The 16,112-nt window shown below is 59.3% G+C and carries 13 protein-coding genes; 2 read left to right on the top strand and 11 right to left on the bottom strand.

The genetic code is table 11. The annotated features are described in order from the left end of the window. Positions 1-223: 223 nt before the first annotated feature. Positions 224-802, bottom strand: coding sequence for a hypothetical protein (locus IRZ31_RS01570; RefSeq protein WP_297148826.1), 579 nt, complete (start codon positions 800-802; stop codon positions 224-226). 228 nt (positions 803-1,030) lie between these two features. On the opposite strand from IRZ31_RS01570, the gene IRZ31_RS01565 reads away from it, so the two are divergent. Beyond that, entirely contained in the window at positions 1,031-2,203 is a 1,173-nt protein-coding gene (locus tag IRZ31_RS01565) for an acyl-CoA dehydrogenase family protein (protein WP_297148824.1), read from the top strand. 259 nt (positions 2,204-2,462) lie between these two features. On the opposite strand, the gene IRZ31_RS01560 is transcribed toward IRZ31_RS01565, so the two are convergent. From IRZ31_RS01560 to IRZ31_RS01530, 7 genes are all read right to left on the bottom strand, one after another. Then, entirely contained in the window at positions 2,463-3,260 is a 798-nt protein-coding gene (locus IRZ31_RS01560) for an HAD-IIA family hydrolase (RefSeq protein ID WP_297148822.1), read from the bottom strand. A gap of 81 nt (positions 3,261-3,341) precedes the next feature. Next, the gene (dnaA, locus tag IRZ31_RS01555) at positions 3,342-4,883 is read right to left on the bottom strand and encodes a chromosomal replication initiator protein DnaA (RefSeq protein WP_297148820.1); all 1,542 of its coding nucleotides are present in this window, start codon (positions 4,881-4,883) and stop codon (positions 3,342-3,344) included. Between the two features lie 5 nt (positions 4,884-4,888). Further along, positions 4,889-5,287, bottom strand: coding sequence for a RidA family protein (locus IRZ31_RS01550; RefSeq protein WP_297148818.1), 399 nt, complete (start codon positions 5,285-5,287; stop codon positions 4,889-4,891). Positions 5,288-5,380: 93 nt separating this feature from the next. Further along, complete coding sequence (locus IRZ31_RS01545) at positions 5,381-6,346, bottom strand: protein kinase (protein WP_297148815.1); 966 nt, start codon at positions 6,344-6,346, stop codon at positions 5,381-5,383. 91 nt (positions 6,347-6,437) lie between these two features. Next, on the bottom strand, positions 6,438-7,643 hold the full coding sequence (locus IRZ31_RS01540) for a hypothetical protein (RefSeq protein ID WP_297148814.1): 1,206 nt from the start codon (positions 7,641-7,643) through the stop codon (positions 6,438-6,440). Between the two features lie 520 nt (positions 7,644-8,163). Further along, the gene (locus IRZ31_RS01535; RefSeq protein ID WP_297148811.1) at positions 8,164-10,251 is read right to left on the bottom strand and encodes an LCP family protein; all 2,088 of its coding nucleotides are present in this window, start codon (positions 10,249-10,251) and stop codon (positions 8,164-8,166) included. Positions 10,252-11,146: 895 nt separating this feature from the next. Beyond that, positions 11,147-13,315 (bottom strand): tetratricopeptide repeat protein, encoded by a 2,169-nt coding sequence (locus IRZ31_RS01530; protein WP_297148809.1) that lies wholly within the window; start codon positions 13,313-13,315, stop codon positions 11,147-11,149. 133 nt (positions 13,316-13,448) lie between these two features. Here IRZ31_RS01530 and fmt point away from each other — a divergent pair, with 133 nt between their 5' ends. Continuing rightward, complete coding sequence (gene fmt, locus IRZ31_RS01525) at positions 13,449-14,441, top strand: methionyl-tRNA formyltransferase (RefSeq protein ID WP_297148807.1); 993 nt, start codon at positions 13,449-13,451, stop codon at positions 14,439-14,441. A 165-nt stretch (positions 14,442-14,606) separates the two neighbouring features. Here the strand turns inward: fmt and IRZ31_RS01520 are convergent, their stop codons facing one another. From IRZ31_RS01520 to IRZ31_RS01510, 3 genes are all read right to left on the bottom strand, one after another. Beyond that, on the bottom strand, positions 14,607-14,819 hold the full coding sequence (locus tag IRZ31_RS01520; RefSeq protein ID WP_297148805.1) for a hypothetical protein: 213 nt from the start codon (positions 14,817-14,819) through the stop codon (positions 14,607-14,609). A gap of 281 nt (positions 14,820-15,100) precedes the next feature. Further along, positions 15,101-15,280, bottom strand: a complete 180-nt coding sequence (locus IRZ31_RS01515; protein WP_297148803.1) for a hypothetical protein — start codon at positions 15,278-15,280, stop codon at positions 15,101-15,103. 201 nt (positions 15,281-15,481) lie between these two features. Further along, positions 15,482-16,112, bottom strand: a 631-nt coding sequence (locus IRZ31_RS01510) for an undecaprenyl-diphosphate phosphatase (RefSeq protein WP_297148802.1), incomplete at its 5' end; no start/stop codon positions are given.

Genomic DNA, 16,112 nt, shown 5'->3' with positions numbered 1-16,112 from the left:
CTGCACCGTTGCTCGACGCGCCTGGCGCTGGCTCTGCCTTCTCCTCATCGAGCTGAGGCCGGCGCTCTTTGCATTGACCTCCATGTTCCTTCCCAGAGGAAAGCACCGGCCAGGGGGTCCAGGGTCAAAGACAAGAGGGCAGAACAGGCCCCGCAGCTCCCTTGCCGGGGCTTACTTATACGCTGGGTCGGTCCTGCCCCGTCTCCCTCTTTCAGCAGCCATCTTACCCCTGACGGGGGAGGGGAGAATGAACCTCGGGCAGCGGCCTGGTAGCACCATGCTCGTAGAGCACCAGCAGGTACCAGCCAAGTGTTGCCAGCAGTGGCAGCAGGCTCAGCCCAGCGGCTGCCTGCTCAATGGTCAGCACCCCGCTCATGCGCATGTGCGGCAGGCAAATGAGCTGGCTGAAATGCAGCAGGGGGCGCTCGGTGAGATCCTGCCACTCCCAGCAGGGGCCAGGTACGGCGCCTTCCCCGGCACGCTGTTCATGAACACGACTCCAGCGATAGAGGGGACCATGCAGGCCGATGAGGACTCCGTCGCGACTCCACAGCTGAGGTTCGAAGATGGCCAGCTCTTCACCGCGCTCATCGTCCTGACGAATCGCCACTTGAGGCAGCCAGAGGCCGCGGCGCTCAAAGCAGAAACGTCCCTCGGCCACCTCGGCCAGGGCTGCGGTGCCTGCAAGCCGCTGGAAGCTGATGAGCGCCAGCGTCTCCTCTCCCGCCTGCAGCCGATAGCAGCGGAGAGTTCCCTCGCGCCAGTGCAAGGGGAGATCAGCGCAATCACGAATTGCACGCATAAGCCACTCCTTTCTTGCCTTCATGAGCCTGGACGCCCCACGCTTGCTATTCAGGTAGGTTCCCCCGCAATCCCTTGCTACCATCGCTGATAGCAGCAGCAAGAACGCATTGCGTCCGAACAGGCCGGGGCTGGGACGCAACACTTCTGCCCCCGAGTCGCGTGCTATAATCTTTGCCAGGGCGACCTGAGATGAAGTGTCCCCTGAGTGCGCGACAAGGAGGCCAGCGTGGATTTCTCTCTGACAGAGGAGCAGAAGCTGATTCAGCAGACCGTGCGCCAGTTTGTTGAGCGTGAACTGATGCCGCTGGAGCATGAGGTCTTACGCAATGAAGGGCGCTATCCGACGGGAATCGAGCCAGAGCGTTACCGGGCTTTGCAGCTCAAGGCTAAGGAGCTGGGTTTCTGGGGTATCAACACGCCGGAGGAGTACGGCGGCGCCAACCTGGGGTCGGTGATGACTGCCCTTATCCAGATGGAGCTAGGACGCACCATCGTGCCCTTTAGCTTCGGTGGCAGCGTCGACAATATTCTTTTGCACTATAGTAACGAGAAGCAGAAGCAGGAATACGTGATTCCGGTGATCGAGGGGAAACGCATCTCCTGTTTCGCCCTCACCGAGCCGGGAGCCGGGTCTGATCCCTCGGCAATCCGTACGACCGCCGTCAAAGAGGGCAACCATTGGGTGATCAACGGCCAGAAGGTCTTCATTACTCACGGCAATGAGGCCGACTTTGCGATGGTCTTCGCCGTCACCGATCGCGAGAAGCCTCCCCAGAAGGGCGGCGTGACCTGCTTCCTGGTGGACCGCGCGATGGGTTGGACCTCACGCCCCGTTCCCACAATGGGCGGCTGGTCGCCCGCAGAGCTGTTCTTCGATAACGTGCGCGTGCCCGAGGATCACGTGCTGGGCGAGGTCGGCCAGGGTTTCTCGTTGGGCATGCAATGGATCGGTCAGGGTCGCTGGCTGATCGCCGCACGCGCCGTCGGAACCGCTGAGCGCCTGCTACAGATGGCCATCGATTACGCCCGCCAGCGCGTCACCTTTGGCAAGCCCATCGCCGAGCGCCAGGCCATTCAGTGGATGCTGGCCGACTCGGCGGTAGAGATCCAGGCAACCAAATGGCTGACGCTCCATGCCGCCTGGAAAGCCGATCAGAAACAGGACAACCGCTACGAGGCCAGCATCGCCAAGCTCTACGGCTCGAATATGGTCAACCGCGTGGTCGATCGCGCCCTCCAGATTCACGGCGGCATGGGCTACACTAAGGAGTTGCCTATTGAGCGCTGGTATCGCGATGTGCGCGTCACGCGCATCTATGAGGGGACGGACGAGATTCAACACTACATTATCGCCCGTGCACTGTTAAAGGGCTACGTCCACCTCGGCACCTGGGACTAGCATTCTCCAGACTGCCACAGCCAGAGTTGTGGCCAGGCCCAGAAGGAGAGATCAGTTTGCCAGGCTGCATCAGCATGAGCAGGCTGATCCCTCTTTCTATCCATCCATCCATCCGGAGTGCCTTTAAGGTTCTAAGTCTCCAAAGTAATAGCATAGTTTGTAAATCGGCCACCCACCCACCAAAAAAGAAGAGCAGGATCTCCACGGCGCGGAGATCCCTACGACAGGAAAAGAGTAAACAGACCGTAGTGCTGAGCGATCAGGACTTTACTTGCTGCAACTGGCGCAGCAGATCAGCCAGGTTCTCATAGACGTGCTCGGGCTTAATCGGCGAGACCTCGATATCGGCGCGGTTATTGCGGCCCGAGAGGACCAGGATCGTATGGGTGCCGGCGGCCTGGCCGGCCAGAATATCCACATCCAGGCCATCGCCAATCATTACCGTCTCCTCTGGCTTACTGCCCAGACGCTCCATTGCCTCCAGCAAGAGCATCGGCTCCGGCTTGCCTACCACCTCCGGAGTCACGCCGGTACCGGCTTCGATAGCTGCCGCCAGGGTTCCGCAGCCCGGCAGGAAGCCGCCGCCGGCGATCGGCAACAACGGATCGCGATTGATGGTAATAAAGAGCGCGCCGGCCAGCACAATGCGCACCGCGCAGGTTAGCTTGCTATAATCGAAAAAGCGATCGAGGCCGACCAGTACCACATCAGCCTCCTCTGCATCAACCTCCACCACCGTCAGGCCATACTCCTGCGCTAATTCCACCAGCGGCTGCTCGCCCACAATATAGACGCGTGCTCCAGGCAGCCGTCGGGCAATATTCTGCATTGCCGCCTGGCCCGCGCTCATCAAGTGCTCGGGCGTGGCCGGGATGCCCAGGCGTTCCAACTTGGCCAGAATCTGCGAACCCGTAGCGAACGAATTATTCGTCAAAAAGATATACTTTTTACCGTTGGCCTCCAGCCACTGCACGAACTCGCGCGCGCCTGGCAGCAGCTCGTTCCCACGGTAAACTACGCCGTCCAGATCGATCAGGTAGGTCGTATAAGGCAGCATAGACCTTCTTTCCGTAACGTTCGGCAAAGCACAAGCCAGGATTCCAGGCCGAACCCACCCACAGTTAGCTAGCGAGTCGGCTCAGCGCGGTAGCAACAGCTCGCGGATGGCGACCACATCGCGGCGCAGGCCAGGATCAAGCTGCATAGCCCGTTCGATCTTCTCGCAGGCATGCAGCACCGTGCTATGGTCGCGTCCACCGAAGAGCTGACCGATCTCCAGCAGTGAGAGCTGGGTCTCCTGGCGAATCAGATACATGGCAATCTGACGCGGAATGACAATCTGCTTATCGCGCTGCTTGCCACACATGGCCTCCAGCGGGATATGGAAGTAATCAGCCACCGCCTGGGCAATCTGCCTGCCACTCAGCTGCACTTCGCGCGATCCATTGCCCAGCGATGACATCGCCGCCCGCGCCACATCAAGCGTCAGCTCGGTACGGTGCAGCTGCTGGTAGGCCATCAGACGATTAAGGCAGCCCTCCAGCTCACGAATATTGGTCTGGACGCGACTGGCGATATAGGCGATGACCTCATCAGGTACCGGATAATGCAGCATATCAGCCTTGACGCGCAGAATCGCCATGCGCGTTTCCAGATCAGGTGGCTGAATATCGGCGATCAGTCCCCACTCAAAGCGCGAGCGTAGTCGCTCCTCCAGGCTCACAATAGCCTTTGGAGGGCGATCGCTGCAGATAACAATCTGCTTGCTCATCTCGTAGAGACTGTTAAAGGTATGGAAAAACTCCTCCTCCGTTGACTCTTTGCCAGCGATAAACTGGATGTCATCGACCAGCAGAATATCGACGGAGCGATACTTTGCGCGAAACTCCTCAGTGGTGCGATAGCGAATCGCATTGATAATCTCGTTCGTAAACTGCTCAGACGAGACGTAGAGCACCGTGAGGCCGGCCTGAGCGCCCTTATGACCAATGGCGTGCAGCAAATGGGTCTTGCCCAGGCCGACCCCTCCATAGAGGAACAGCGGATTATAAGCCTCGCCGGGGGCCTCCGCCACAGCGTAGGAAGCGGCGTGGGCCAGACGATTACTATTGCCCACAATGAAGGCGTCGAAGGTATAGCGCGGGTTCAGCCGGTTGGGCATCGCCCCTGCACTCTCCTGCTCCCAGGAAGGCGCTCCGCCAGCCAGCGATTCCGGCAGCGCAGAGTCATGCGTCGCATGCACAGGTGGCTTGCTGGGCAGATCGTAATCATAGTAGGGAGAAGGAGGAGTAGAGTCATCCCTGCTGTGTCGAGCGACAAACGTCTCCGTTATTCTCTGGCGGTCCTCCATAGCGGCCATCTCCATCTCCTCATCAGCGTGAGCCTCGCGGGGAGCATCATTCGCCGCCACCACCCTGAGTGTCACCGGCTGCTGAACCAACTCGGCGAGGGCCTGCTCGATAGCCGGCTGGCACTGCTGCTGAATCAGAGCACAGGCCAGAGCATCGGGAACCAGGAGCCAGAAAGAGAGTGCTTCTGCCTCCCCTGTTGTGGCGGGCAACCCGTGAGCGGGAGCAACGGGCATGAGACGGGCAGTGCGCAGCCAGACCCTGGCCACAACATCGACAGGCAACAGCTCCAGGCGCTGGAGCGCCCTGTGCCAGAGCGTGGCTGGATTCACGCGGATCACTCTCCCGCCTGGCCCTCAGCGAGCGCCACACACTCGATCTCGACCAGAGCCTGACGCGGAAGCTCGGCCACGGCTACCGTTGAGCGGGCTGGCGCCGGCTCGGAGAAATAGGTAGCGTAGACCGCATTCATTGCCTGAAAGTCGCTCATGCGAGCCAGAAAGACGGTTGTCTTGACCACCCGCGAGAGAGAGCTGCCGGCAGCCTGCAGCACAGCCTGCAGATTCTGCAACACGCGATGGGTCTGGGTTGCCACATCGTCGCCCACCAGCTCGCCGCTGGCGGGATCGAGCGCAATCTGTCCGGAGGTATAGATAAACTGGCCGCAGCGGATCGCCTGGCTATACGGTCCGATGGCGGCAGGTGCACTGGTGGTACTAACCTTTGTTCGTTCCATACAGCAATTCTAACCGTGGGCGCTTGCCTGAGCGCCCTCCTTCTCATCCAGGTTCTCTTCTAAGAGTATGATACCGACGGGACCAATCCTTCTTCACGGATACTGGCGCTGCGGTGGGAACAGCGGGCCACCACCGCCAGCGGGAGAGGGCAGGCCCTGCCAGGGAGAGGCCACAGCGGGATGCCCCTGCTGCACCAGCTCACGCAAGCAGGCCCGCAAAGCCTGCTGCAGTTCGATGGCCGAATGGAAGCGCTCCTCCGGCTCTTTTTCCAGCGCGCGCATCACCACCCGCTCCACACTGATCGGCAATGAGGGGTTGAACTGACGCAGCAGCGGGGGATTGGTAGAGGCGTGCTGCATCGCGATCGAGACTGCGGTCGGCCCCACGAACGGCGGGCGCCCGGCCAGCATTTCAAAAAGCACTACGCCGAGCGAATACAAGTCGGAGGAGGCTGTCAACGTCTCGCCGCGTGCCTGCTCCGGCGACAGATAATCCGCCGTCCCGAGCACGATACCACTGTTCGTCAGCCCAGCATCTTCGGCCACGCGCACAATCCCAAAATCTGTCAGCTTGACCCAGAGGCCGCTGCTCAAATCGTGGGACAGCGGCGTGATCCCATTCCAGGTCAGCATAATGTTCTGAGGTTTAATATCGCGGTGGATAAAGCCGCGCGCGTGGGCCACCTGCAGCACTGAGCAGACCTGGCAGGCGATTTCAAAGGCTTCCCGCACCTGCAGGCGGCGGCGCTGAGTGATCAGCTGCTTTAGCGTGGGACCCTGGATGTACTCCATCACCAGGAAATATTGCCCGCCCTCCTCTACAAAATCGTAGATGGTCACAGCATTCGGGTGGGCCAGAGCTGCCGCCGCGCGCGCCTCCCGGCGAAAGCGCTCCACGGCGCGCAGGTCATTCTTATCGAGCGAACGCAGCACCTTGATGGCGACAATACGCTCCACGCGATGGTCCCAGGTCTTAAAGACGCTGGCCATGCCGCCGGTAGCAATATGTTCGCGAATCTCGTAGCGTCCCGCGATGAGTGTGCCTTCCAGCTGACTCAAAGCTCTACCTCAGATCCCCCGGCAAGGTGATATCAAAGAATCGTTATTTGTTCCCAGTATAGTGCGTAGGGTAAGTATATCATCAAAACACTCACGCCGTCCAGAATGGGTGAGAATCGCCATCGACACCACCGCTTGTGAGCTGGATTGGGCTGCCAGCGGGACTGTAGGTCTTGGTCTTCTGATTGTAATTGAGCTTGAGCAGCCAGAGATTAAACTCCTCATTGGAGTAGAAAAAGTAGGCGATGGCTTTCCCATCGGGGGACCAGACGGGCTGGCTGACAAACTCCCCTTTGACGAGCAGCTTGGACTGCTGGTAAGGCAAGAGGGCCTGCTTTTCCACCGTCGGATCGTTCGGGTTCGTGGTAACGCCTTCCGGAGTGGGCATGACGTAGAGGCCCATTTGCCCGTCCGACTCACGCCGGATGTAGGCAATGGTGTTACCATCAGGCGAGAAGGCCGGCTCTAAACACTGCACGTTGGACGGAGTGATCGCAATCCCCGGATCGAAGCCCGGCAATCCAGGATAGTAGGTACCGTGAGGCTTACGCGCAATTTCATTGGGATCTTCCATGAAGAGCTGAATCACCTGCTGTGTGTGCGTGTTATCGTAGGCATAGTGGGTATATATAATCTGGTCAGGGTGCCCAGGCCGGAAGCTGGGATCGCTGTCCCCCCCATCGCCAACATAGGCGTAAGCTACATCCTGGACCGCATTGTAGTTGTTAGGCTCATCGATCGACATCTCATAGATCTGCAGGTCGAGCACCGGCGCATCGTAGTGCGTGTACTGATACCAGTCTTCCTTCTGGAAATCGCTCAGGAAGAGCAGGTGTTTGCTGTCAGGGGCCCAGCGTGGCTGGGCATTCCATTTGAAATCATCCTTGGGGACATCCAGGCCAGGCACAAAGTAGTAATGGCCATTGCCATCGAGCAACATATGCCACGGGCCACCGTTGACCGACATATACTCGATGTCGGAATAGTTCTTGAAACGCACTGTGAAGGCGATCCATTTACCATCAGGCGAGACCGCCGGATCGCTCACGGTCTGACCTTTGGTGAGCTGCTTTAAGCTATTGGTCAGGCCATCCAGGACCCACAGGTTATGATCGATGGTGAAGTAAATCTTCCCTTTGAAGAGGTTTGGGTTCTGATTGACTCCCACCTGGCGGTTCCCGACGGTAGTCTGCTTGAACTCGCTGTTGCCACCTCCAAACCAGAGACAGCCCTGCAGCAGAACCACCAGGCATGATAGCAAGATGCCCAGGCGCCACGAGATGCTCTGCTTCTTCATCGCTCTTCTTCTCTTCTCTGAACCGCTCGCTCACTCGCTCGTACGTCAGAATAATGCCCGGGGTGGACCGCTGGAAGGCAAGGCTGTAGCTACCTCGCTTCGCCCCTCTCTCGCTTGCGGGCCTGCAGCCAACGTCTATAGCCCTGCTATAATTCTGCCAGCTTACGAGGTTCTTACTATCTCCCCACCCGGCAGGCGCGAGCGGACGCTGGCATACCAGCCCCAGGCTCAGCGCCGGCTGCGCTCGCCGAGCGTCCTCCGGGGTAGCAAGGCGAGGCAAGCAAGCCTGTGCTGTGATCTTGTGCAATCAGTACCCACAGACCTGTCCTTTCCTCTCTCATGCTCCACCAGCCAGGCATGATCATCCACTCTTATGAATCGTCACAGAGGCCCGCCTCGTCTCGCCGACCTGGCAGGTAATACATATCTTCCTGCCGGATAAAGGCGAGCTTCGAGGCAGGCATCAGATCCAAGATCAGGCAGCGGCCACGCCGGAGGCGTGGCCCACTGGCTGACCAGATTAGACCTTCGCCGCATCCAGCGACTCACAGACTACCGCCAGCATCAAGTCAAGCAGGCTGCGTATACCTAAGAGGTTATCGCTGCTGCCGCCCTGCAGGCTCATCAGGCCGAGATTAGCCATCTGACCAGCAGTGGAGAGCGGATTGCTAGCTTGTGCGCTGTCAGCCACAGCCGAGGTAGATTGCACCGTCGAGAGTGCGCTGTTGCTGGTCTTGCTCGTCGCCTGAGCCACAGTTGACGACGAAGGATTGCTGGCTGTCCCAATATTGCACTGAGCCTTGTCACCCAGAGCAAACATCTTGGCAATCACCGGCAGCAGAGCATCACAGTTGGGGATCTCGACATCGACTGCTTGACCACTGCGCGTCACTGTAGCGGCATGTGAGTAAGGCGGGCCGAGGGTCACACGCTGCACGCTCGCCGCATTGATCGTACGAGCGAAATTCATCAGCTCCAGCACCTGAGTCAAAGAGAGGTCGGTCTTCACGTATCCATTCAGGTCCTGGGCGATCTCCTGCAATTTCCCAAAAATCTCGGGGTTATCAAGTTTGGTTTTCAGCTGCGTCAGCACCTGCTGTTGACGGGCCGAACGGCCAAAGTCGCCAACCAGATCGGCATGGCGCGAGCGGACATATTCCAGGGCCTGGATACCTGACAAATGCTGCGGTCCTGGCGCAATATAGAGGCGCTTGTAGGCATGGATATCGCCGGTCGTATTGCCGACATCATCGGGGTAGGTATCGTCGGTAATGGGGTGCATAACATCGACATCGACCCCGCCGACCGTATCGATCACCTTGACAAAGCCATCGAGGCCAACCCAGGCATAGTAATCAATCGGGATACCAAAATCGGCATGGATCGTAGCGCGCGAAAGGGCCACGCCTCCGTAGCCATAGGCTTCATCCAGTTTGCCCATGCCGACCCCGGGGATTGGCAGCCAGAAATCACGGGGGATCGAGAGCATGCCGACGCTATGGGTGGCCGGATCAATAGTCACCACGATATCCGTCTGGGCAATATAGTGACCAGCGAATTTCTCATCGGTATCACTGCCGAGCAAGAGAATGTTAAAGCGCCCTCCGCTCAGGATCGAGCCACCGCTCTGGCTTTGCGACGTATCGGAACCGCTATCTCCGCGCAGGCGCGGGACCTGCTGACCGACAATATTATTGACAGTTCCAGCGAAGGCATAGTAATAGTAAGCCACCGCCACACCTGTGAGAAGGAAGATCACCAGGCAGGCCACGGCCACGATCCGCGCCCAGAGAGGGAAGCGGCGCCGCCGTGCCTGTCCCTTCCTGGCAGGGCGAGGAAGCGAGGGACTGGCTGGCTGAGCTGAGTGGTGGGGTACCGGTTGAGGAGGCGCTCCCCAACCGCCCGAGGACGGCCAGTCAGCGCCCGGCGTAGCACCCACTGCTGGCAGACCATTACCCAGGCCCGGCAACGACACAGGATGAGTAGCTGATGGTGTCGTCGGAGGAGCCGTCATCGCCCCTCCCATAGCTAGCGGCCCCGTTCCTGGACCCGAGGCCAGGCCAGCCCCCTGACCAGGATAACCCGGCATTCCACCAGGCATGGAGCCGGGGCCACTAAGACCTGGTGCGGCTGGCCAGGGACCCAGGCCCGGCGAGCTGAGTGGCCCTCCGAAGGCAGACGAGGGCTGCGACTGAGCCAGCCCCTGCTGCAACAGATCGGGCAGGCGATTCAGAGGAACATTGGCGTCCGTTTGATGCGACGAAACCTGATTCAGAGAGAAGGGCGGAAGACCCTGTTGAGAAAGTGGCAGAGGCAGGTCGCCGGTTCCGTTTGGTGACTGGCCAGCAGGCGTTGCAAGAGGCGAAGAGGCCCCAGGCCCGGCAATACCAGGCAGAGAGAGCATCGGCGGTCCGCCCATAGGATTCTTCTGCCAGAGACCCGAACCTGTTGACCGTGTGGCAGTCGGTCCCGCCTGCTGATCCTGCGCCGCGGCTTCTCCCCCCCTTTGCCCGCCGTTCGGCGACCACAGACCCGACTGAGGCTCCTGCTCAACAGGCTCATTGAGAATCTGAGCCGGATTCTTGATAAACTGGCGTTTCGCAGTCATTCAAACTCACTTCCTGACAACTTCCTAGCAGAGAGCCTTGTTGGCATGCGCGCTACATTCTCACATGCGCACAGCACTGATGCTGCTCCAATTCACTTCACTCCAGTACAGGAGTCTTGTGCTTCTCCGGCCCTGCTACCGCCCACCTCATTCTCCTAATTTCCTAGCAGCAGTTTCTAGTCTCGCTGGCTCGTTTATCTGCTTCCTCAGTAAGTCGTAGCCCTCCTTCTGTGACAGGGCCTTACCTCTTCTTTGCGTACTGTTAAGTACAACGCTTTGGCAAGTCGTTTCCCGTGGCCGTCGTCAAATATGGCTATCCTGCAGGATAGCAAAAGCAACCCCGTAAGGAGAAAGCAAGTGTTACTGCTCACGGTAAACAAGCAGACTGGTCAGCCAAAGCAGGCGTTCTAGCCTGACCTACCCTCCTGCTGACTGGACCCCGTATCGGCAGAATAGACCCATCCGTGAAAGAAGCTGCTCCTGGCCAATGGCTAGCCAGAAAGCGAGGTATCGTCTGTCTCAGGTTGCAACCTGCCCGAGCAAGCAAGCGCGTCAAACGAGCAGGTGCCAGCGAACCCTATTGCGCGGGACGGCCATCCAGCGCCCACCAGGGCAATAGCCTCTCTCGCCAGCCCACAGCCCTATAGCCCTGGCAGCGGAACAGCCCGGCAAAGCCAACGCAGCAGCGCTGATGGACGCCACCCTGGTCCCGGATAGGAAAGCGTCGCTGATTCGTAGTCACTTACTATAACGCATGCTATTCCAGCAAGTTTGCAAACAGAACCTTTTTGGCCAGAGGCAACCGGCCAGGTCTCTCCAGGAACCCGTTGGGCTATGAACGGCGGCGCCGGCACCAACTCGCGATCGTCAGCCCAGCAGGCATGCTCAGCTCAGGTCAGGCAAAGAGTTGGCTAAGCAACTGTTCCTGTTGCAGCAGGGCAGCCTGGCGCAAACCGGCAAAGGTCTCCGCCCCCAGGCGCTGCTCCAGGGTATTGAGAAACAGCTCGACTGTGCTCACCGTTGGGTCCTGCAGAGCCTGGCGCCACTGTACAGCAAAGAAGAGCAAGGCCAGTCCTTCGACCTGCCTTCCCTGCTCATAGAGCAGCATGCCCATGTTGGTGACAATCATGCCAATATCATAGCGCTCCTGGGTGTGCAGCGCCAGCTTCAGCGACTGCTGATAATAACTCAGAGCCTGCTGATACTGCTTCTGCGTCTGGCAGAGCAGGCCCAGATTATGCAGCGCCACGCACTCGATCTCAGGGTCAGGCTCTGCGAGTTGGCGATTGAGTAGCAGCGCCTGCTCGAAATAGGTCTGGGCCTGCTGGAGCGCCCCCATGCTGCGATACAGCTCGCCCATGTTGACCAGCGTTACCGCCGCATCGTGCTGGTCGCCCAGGGCCTGCTGAATGCTGAACGCGCGTTCATAGCAGAGCTGGCTCTGCTCATACTCACCCAGGCGAGCATAGAGCAAGCCCAGATGACTATTGACCAGGCCCTCATCGTGGCGTGTCAGCAAGCCGCTGGGTGGCAGCATCCCCGTATACATGCTCATCAATGTATTCCACGTTCCCCAGCGCATGAGGCTTTCATGCAAGCTCTCGTCGAAAAGCAGATCGCAGGCTTCCTGCCAGCGCCAGCCCAGGCAGAGGTGGCGAATAGCGTGTAACAGCGGCACCACGTCCTGCAGGCCCGTGCGTTGTTCCCGAGGCGGGCACTGCTCCAGAGCCAGGCGACGGTAGTAGGCCGCAACCTGCAAATGGCTGTTCGCCAGAGCGATCTCGCGGGCCTCCGGCTCATCTGGTTTCAGGCCGGCCAGGGCCTCCAGCAAAGGGCTACGCAGGCCCAGCATGTTCTCCAGCGCCTCGCTATGGAGAAGATCGTTCCCCTCCAGGTAGGCAGCGAGTACATACTGGCGCAGCAGGCTATGCAGATCGTAGCAGGTGATCCCTGCCTCATTCAGAGAGCACTGCACCAGCGAAAGCTGCGCCAGCTGCAGCAGCTCTTGCTCAAAGCGCAGGGCATGTGCTGAAGCATACTGGCCCGTGACTGTAGTGACGATTCCCGTCAGTGGGACCGGCTCGGAGAAGAGCGCCAGGGCGCGCAAGAGCAAGGTCTGCAGTGGAGAGAGATGGCGATAGAGCGCCGCGATAGTCTGGAGGGTTACATCGCCGCTCCAGAGCGGCTGATACTCGGCGGCGTGCAAGAGATAGGACAGAGAAATTCCCGAGAGCTGTACAAGGGCGCAGACGAGCAACAAGGCAAAGACATGGCCACCGCAGCGCTGCCAGACCAGAGAGAGATCCTCATAGCTGCCCTGCAGGCCGCGTTGCAGCAGCAAGGAAACCCCCTCGGGAATACTGACCCGCGAGACCAGATACGAGCGCACGCGCTTCTCATCGTCGTTGAGGGGTCCATAGGGCGACAGATAGCTCGTCAGCAAGAGGCGGCTTGTGCCCAAATCCATCTGGAGCATCTCAAAGAAGGCCGCCAAAGCTCCGCGCCCGACCAGTCCCTGGGCCGTCTCCGGGTCCAGCAGCTGCTCAAACTGGTCAAGGACAATGAAGGCACTCTCATGTGGACGGCGCAAGGCGCGCACCAGCGCCGCGATCTGCTGCTCAGGCTTGAGCAGAAAGAAAGTAGAGGTGTCAACGTTGATGCTGCGCAGGATAGCGGCAATGACATCTGGTAGATTGGCAAACGAGCTAATGCTCAGCCAGACAAAGTAACGCGGCTGCAGCGGAGGCTCCTTTGCCACCTGGGCCATTGTCTGGATACTCTTATAGACGAGCGCGGCCAGCGTCGATTTACCGACCCCCGGCTCACCAGTGAGAAAGACAGCGCTGGTATTGGGGTTGCTCAGCATGCGCCTCACCGCATTCACCTCATCGGCGCGCTGCAGAATGCACTCAGGCTCTGTCGCTGGAGGTGTTGTCGAATAGATCCCGAATGTGAACTGCTGCCGACGCTGAGGTGTTGGCTGAAGAGCAGCGGATAAGGGCGGCGTTCCCCCGCCTGTCTGTCCGCCCCCCGAGACCAGGTTGTTGTATTCCCACCCTTGCATACAACGTTGTACCTCGACGTTTCACTTGTGGTGAGTGCAGTATACCATACTGGCACGCCTCAAGGGGCGGATAGCCTGAAAATGCTATTATAGGGACGTAATTCGCGTAGAAGGGAGAAGGATGAGTCGACCTATGCTTCGAGTGATTTACATGGGCACCCCCCAGTTTGCCGTGCCTCCCCTGGAAGCCTTGATCCGCGGAGCCAGACCTGGGGCCGTCTTAGCAGAGGGCTACGAGATTGTGGCGGTGATCACGCGCACCGACAAACCGGTTGGCCGTGGTCACCACCTGGCTTTTTCGCCAGTGAAACAGGTTGCGCTTGCTCATGGCTTACACGTCTGGCAGCCTGGCTCGCTCAAGCGCCCTGAAACGATTGAGGCCCTGGCGGCTTATCGCGCCGACCTTTACATTGTCACGGCCTTCGGCCAGATTTTGCCGCAGGCCGTGCTCGATCAGCCGCGCTATGGCACTTTGAATATCCATGCCTCATTGCTGCCTAAATACCGCGGCGTCTCGCCGATCAGCGAGGCCATTCTGCAGGGGGAGAGCGAGACCGGCGTGACCATCATGCTGCTCGATGCTGGCATCGATACCGGTCCCATTCTCCACCAGCGCCGTCTGCCGATCGCCCCCGATGATACCGCGGAGACGCTGAGCGCGAAACTGGCAGAGCTGGGGGCAACGGCTCTGCTGGAGACACTGCCACGCTGGATCGCCGGCGAGATCACGCCTCAGCCCCAAGACGAGAGCCAGGCAAGCTATACCCGCATGCTGCGCAAGGAGGATGGCCAGATCGACTGGCAGCGGTCTGCAATCTGGCTGGAGCGCATGGTGCGCGCTTATACCCCCTGGCCGGGCAGCTACACGTTCTGGCGTGGCAAGCTGCTCAAGATTCTAAAGGCCACGGCCCTGAGCGAGGAGCAGAGCCGCCTTCCAACGGGCCTGCCCCCTGGAACAGTGCATCGGCACACGCATGCCGGCGAGGAGCTGCTGGCCATCGCCTGTGGGGAAGGCTGGCTCCTGGTGAGCCACCTGCAGCTGGAAGGGCGCAAAGCGGTCAGTGCTGCTGAGTTCCTCCGCGGTTACCCTCAGATCGTCGGCAGCGTGCTCGGGTCTTCCAGCTAAACTGCTTCCGGCCAGCGCCCCATTGGGAGGCAGACAGAACTGAAACGGGGAAACACCAACAAAAACCGGCAGAGAGAGCTATCAATCGCTTCTCTCTGCCTGCCGCTGCTATGGACGCCGATGGAGGGAAATCTTTCTTCCCTGCCCCGCTCCGTGAGCCAGCAATCAGGCAGCCCGGGGACGAGTTACCAGAGCGCCAATGACGCAGATAACGGCGATCGCAAAAAAGAGCACCGCATGCTTTACATGGACGGCGGTCGGCGGCGAGGCGAGCAGATGGGGGATGCCCGGGATCAGATAATAGATTCCGGCAATCAACGCCAGGATCGCCACCACGATCGCCAGGATAAAGACTGTAGGACTGGAAGAGTTCTTCATCGTTCCACCCTTTCCTGAGAGAAAAAAGAAATAGGTCACTTGTTTTGTGGCAAAGAAAGATCTGGCTCTGGTTGGGCCTACGAGATAGGCCGCAGCCCTACCTGGCCAGGAAAGAGGCCAGGGGGCAACAGGAAGCCTTAGCCGGATAACCAGCCCTCTACTTTCCGGGGCTACTCCTGTCCCCCCTGCCTGCCTAGCGTTTCAAGGCACGCCCACCCCGTCCATCCAGTCGGAAAGAGGCGGCAGCAAGCACACGCCGACAACAAGCCAGGCCGGCCCAACTAGGCCGTCTTGGGCCGCCCCATCACCATACCGACGATCCCAACGATCAGCAGGATCGCACCGACGATCAGGCCGACCAGGCCGCGCGTAGGATGATGAGTTACCTCGAACACAGCGCCGAGGATGAGCAGAATAATACCTACAGCAAGAGCGGCATAAAAGAGATACTGGTTCTTCATACGCGGTGTTCCTACCTTTTCCTCAAAAGTTCAAAATAGGGACCTCGGTTCGCGGGGTCAAGCCCTGTCGGGGCTGACGACAGGACTCTTCTCCTCCAGAACGGGGACCATTGCCAGGCTGGGGGGAGCCACCACCGATAGGGCAAACCCCTGCCGACAGCAGCTTCCTTCCCTCCACAGCCTCTAAGCAATTCTACCTAATCAGGAAGCGGTGTGCAATACGAAGAAGAGCAAAACAAGCCCAACCAGGCCAGCGATCCAGCAATAGACGGCAAAAGGATAGAGGTTACCCGTCTCAAAATACTTCAGTAAGAATTTAGTACTGAGGTAAGCTGCTAGCCCCGAGAGTACCATGCCCGTAAAGACCAGCAGTAAGACGGAGCCTGAAAGGCCAAAGAGCTGAGGGATTTCAAGAACAGCCGCCGCAAAGATAATGGGCGTTCCCAGCAGAAAAGAATAGCGCGCCGCGTCCTCATGGCTGAGGCGTACCCCTAGACCGGCCACCATCGAAGCGCCAGAGCGTGAGATACCCGGGATCAAGGCCAGGGACTGGCCCAGGCCCACCAGCACCGCCTCTTTCCAGGAGAGCGAGGCCAGAGGACGCAGCAGAGTCTTCGCATCCTTACTAGCCTGACGACGCTCCTCTTGTGCCGTTCGATAGCGGCGCAAGGCCTCACCAAAGAAGAGCAGGGAACCATTGACCACCAGGAAGGTGGCGGCAATAACAGGGGATGCGAAGAGCTGCTTCAGCGGCTTCTCCAGAAAGACCCCCAGAATCCCCGTCGGGATCGAGCCGATAATGATCAACCAGCTCACCCATTCCTCGGTGCCT

It is taken from the genome of Thermogemmatispora sp. (assembly GCF_019683635.1).
Lineage (GTDB): Bacteria > Chloroflexota > Ktedonobacteria > Ktedonobacterales > Ktedonobacteraceae > Thermogemmatispora.
This window is presented reverse-complemented; position numbering and strand designations above follow the sequence as displayed.

Bases quoted from the DNA above. Each gene is read 5' to 3' on its own strand.
- IRZ31_RS01520 (WP_297148805.1), bottom strand. From the start codon at position 14,819: ATGAAGAACTCTTCCAGTCCTACAGTCTTTATCCTGGCGATCGTGGTG.
- fmt (WP_297148807.1), top strand. From the start codon at position 13,449: ATGCTTCGAGTGATTTACATGGGCACCCCCCAGTTTGCCGTGCCTCCC.
- IRZ31_RS01540 (WP_297148814.1), bottom strand. From the start codon at position 7,643: ATGAAGAAGCAGAGCATCTCGTGGCGCCTGGGCATCTTGCTATCATGC.
- IRZ31_RS01560 (WP_297148822.1), bottom strand. From the start codon at position 3,260: ATGCTGCCTTATACGACCTACCTGATCGATCTGGACGGCGTAGTTTAC.
- IRZ31_RS01535 (WP_297148811.1), bottom strand. From the start codon at position 10,251: ATGACTGCGAAACGCCAGTTTATCAAGAATCCGGCTCAGATTCTCAAT.
- IRZ31_RS01515 (WP_297148803.1), bottom strand. From the start codon at position 15,280: ATGAAGAACCAGTATCTCTTTTATGCCGCTCTTGCTGTAGGTATTATT.
- IRZ31_RS01550 (WP_297148818.1), bottom strand. From the start codon at position 5,287: ATGGAACGAACAAAGGTTAGTACCACCAGTGCACCTGCCGCCATCGGA.
- IRZ31_RS01530 (WP_297148809.1), bottom strand. From the start codon at position 13,315: ATGCAAGGGTGGGAATACAACAACCTGGTCTCGGGGGGCGGACAGACA.
- IRZ31_RS01570 (WP_297148826.1), bottom strand. From the start codon at position 802: ATGCGTGCAATTCGTGATTGCGCTGATCTCCCCTTGCACTGGCGCGAG.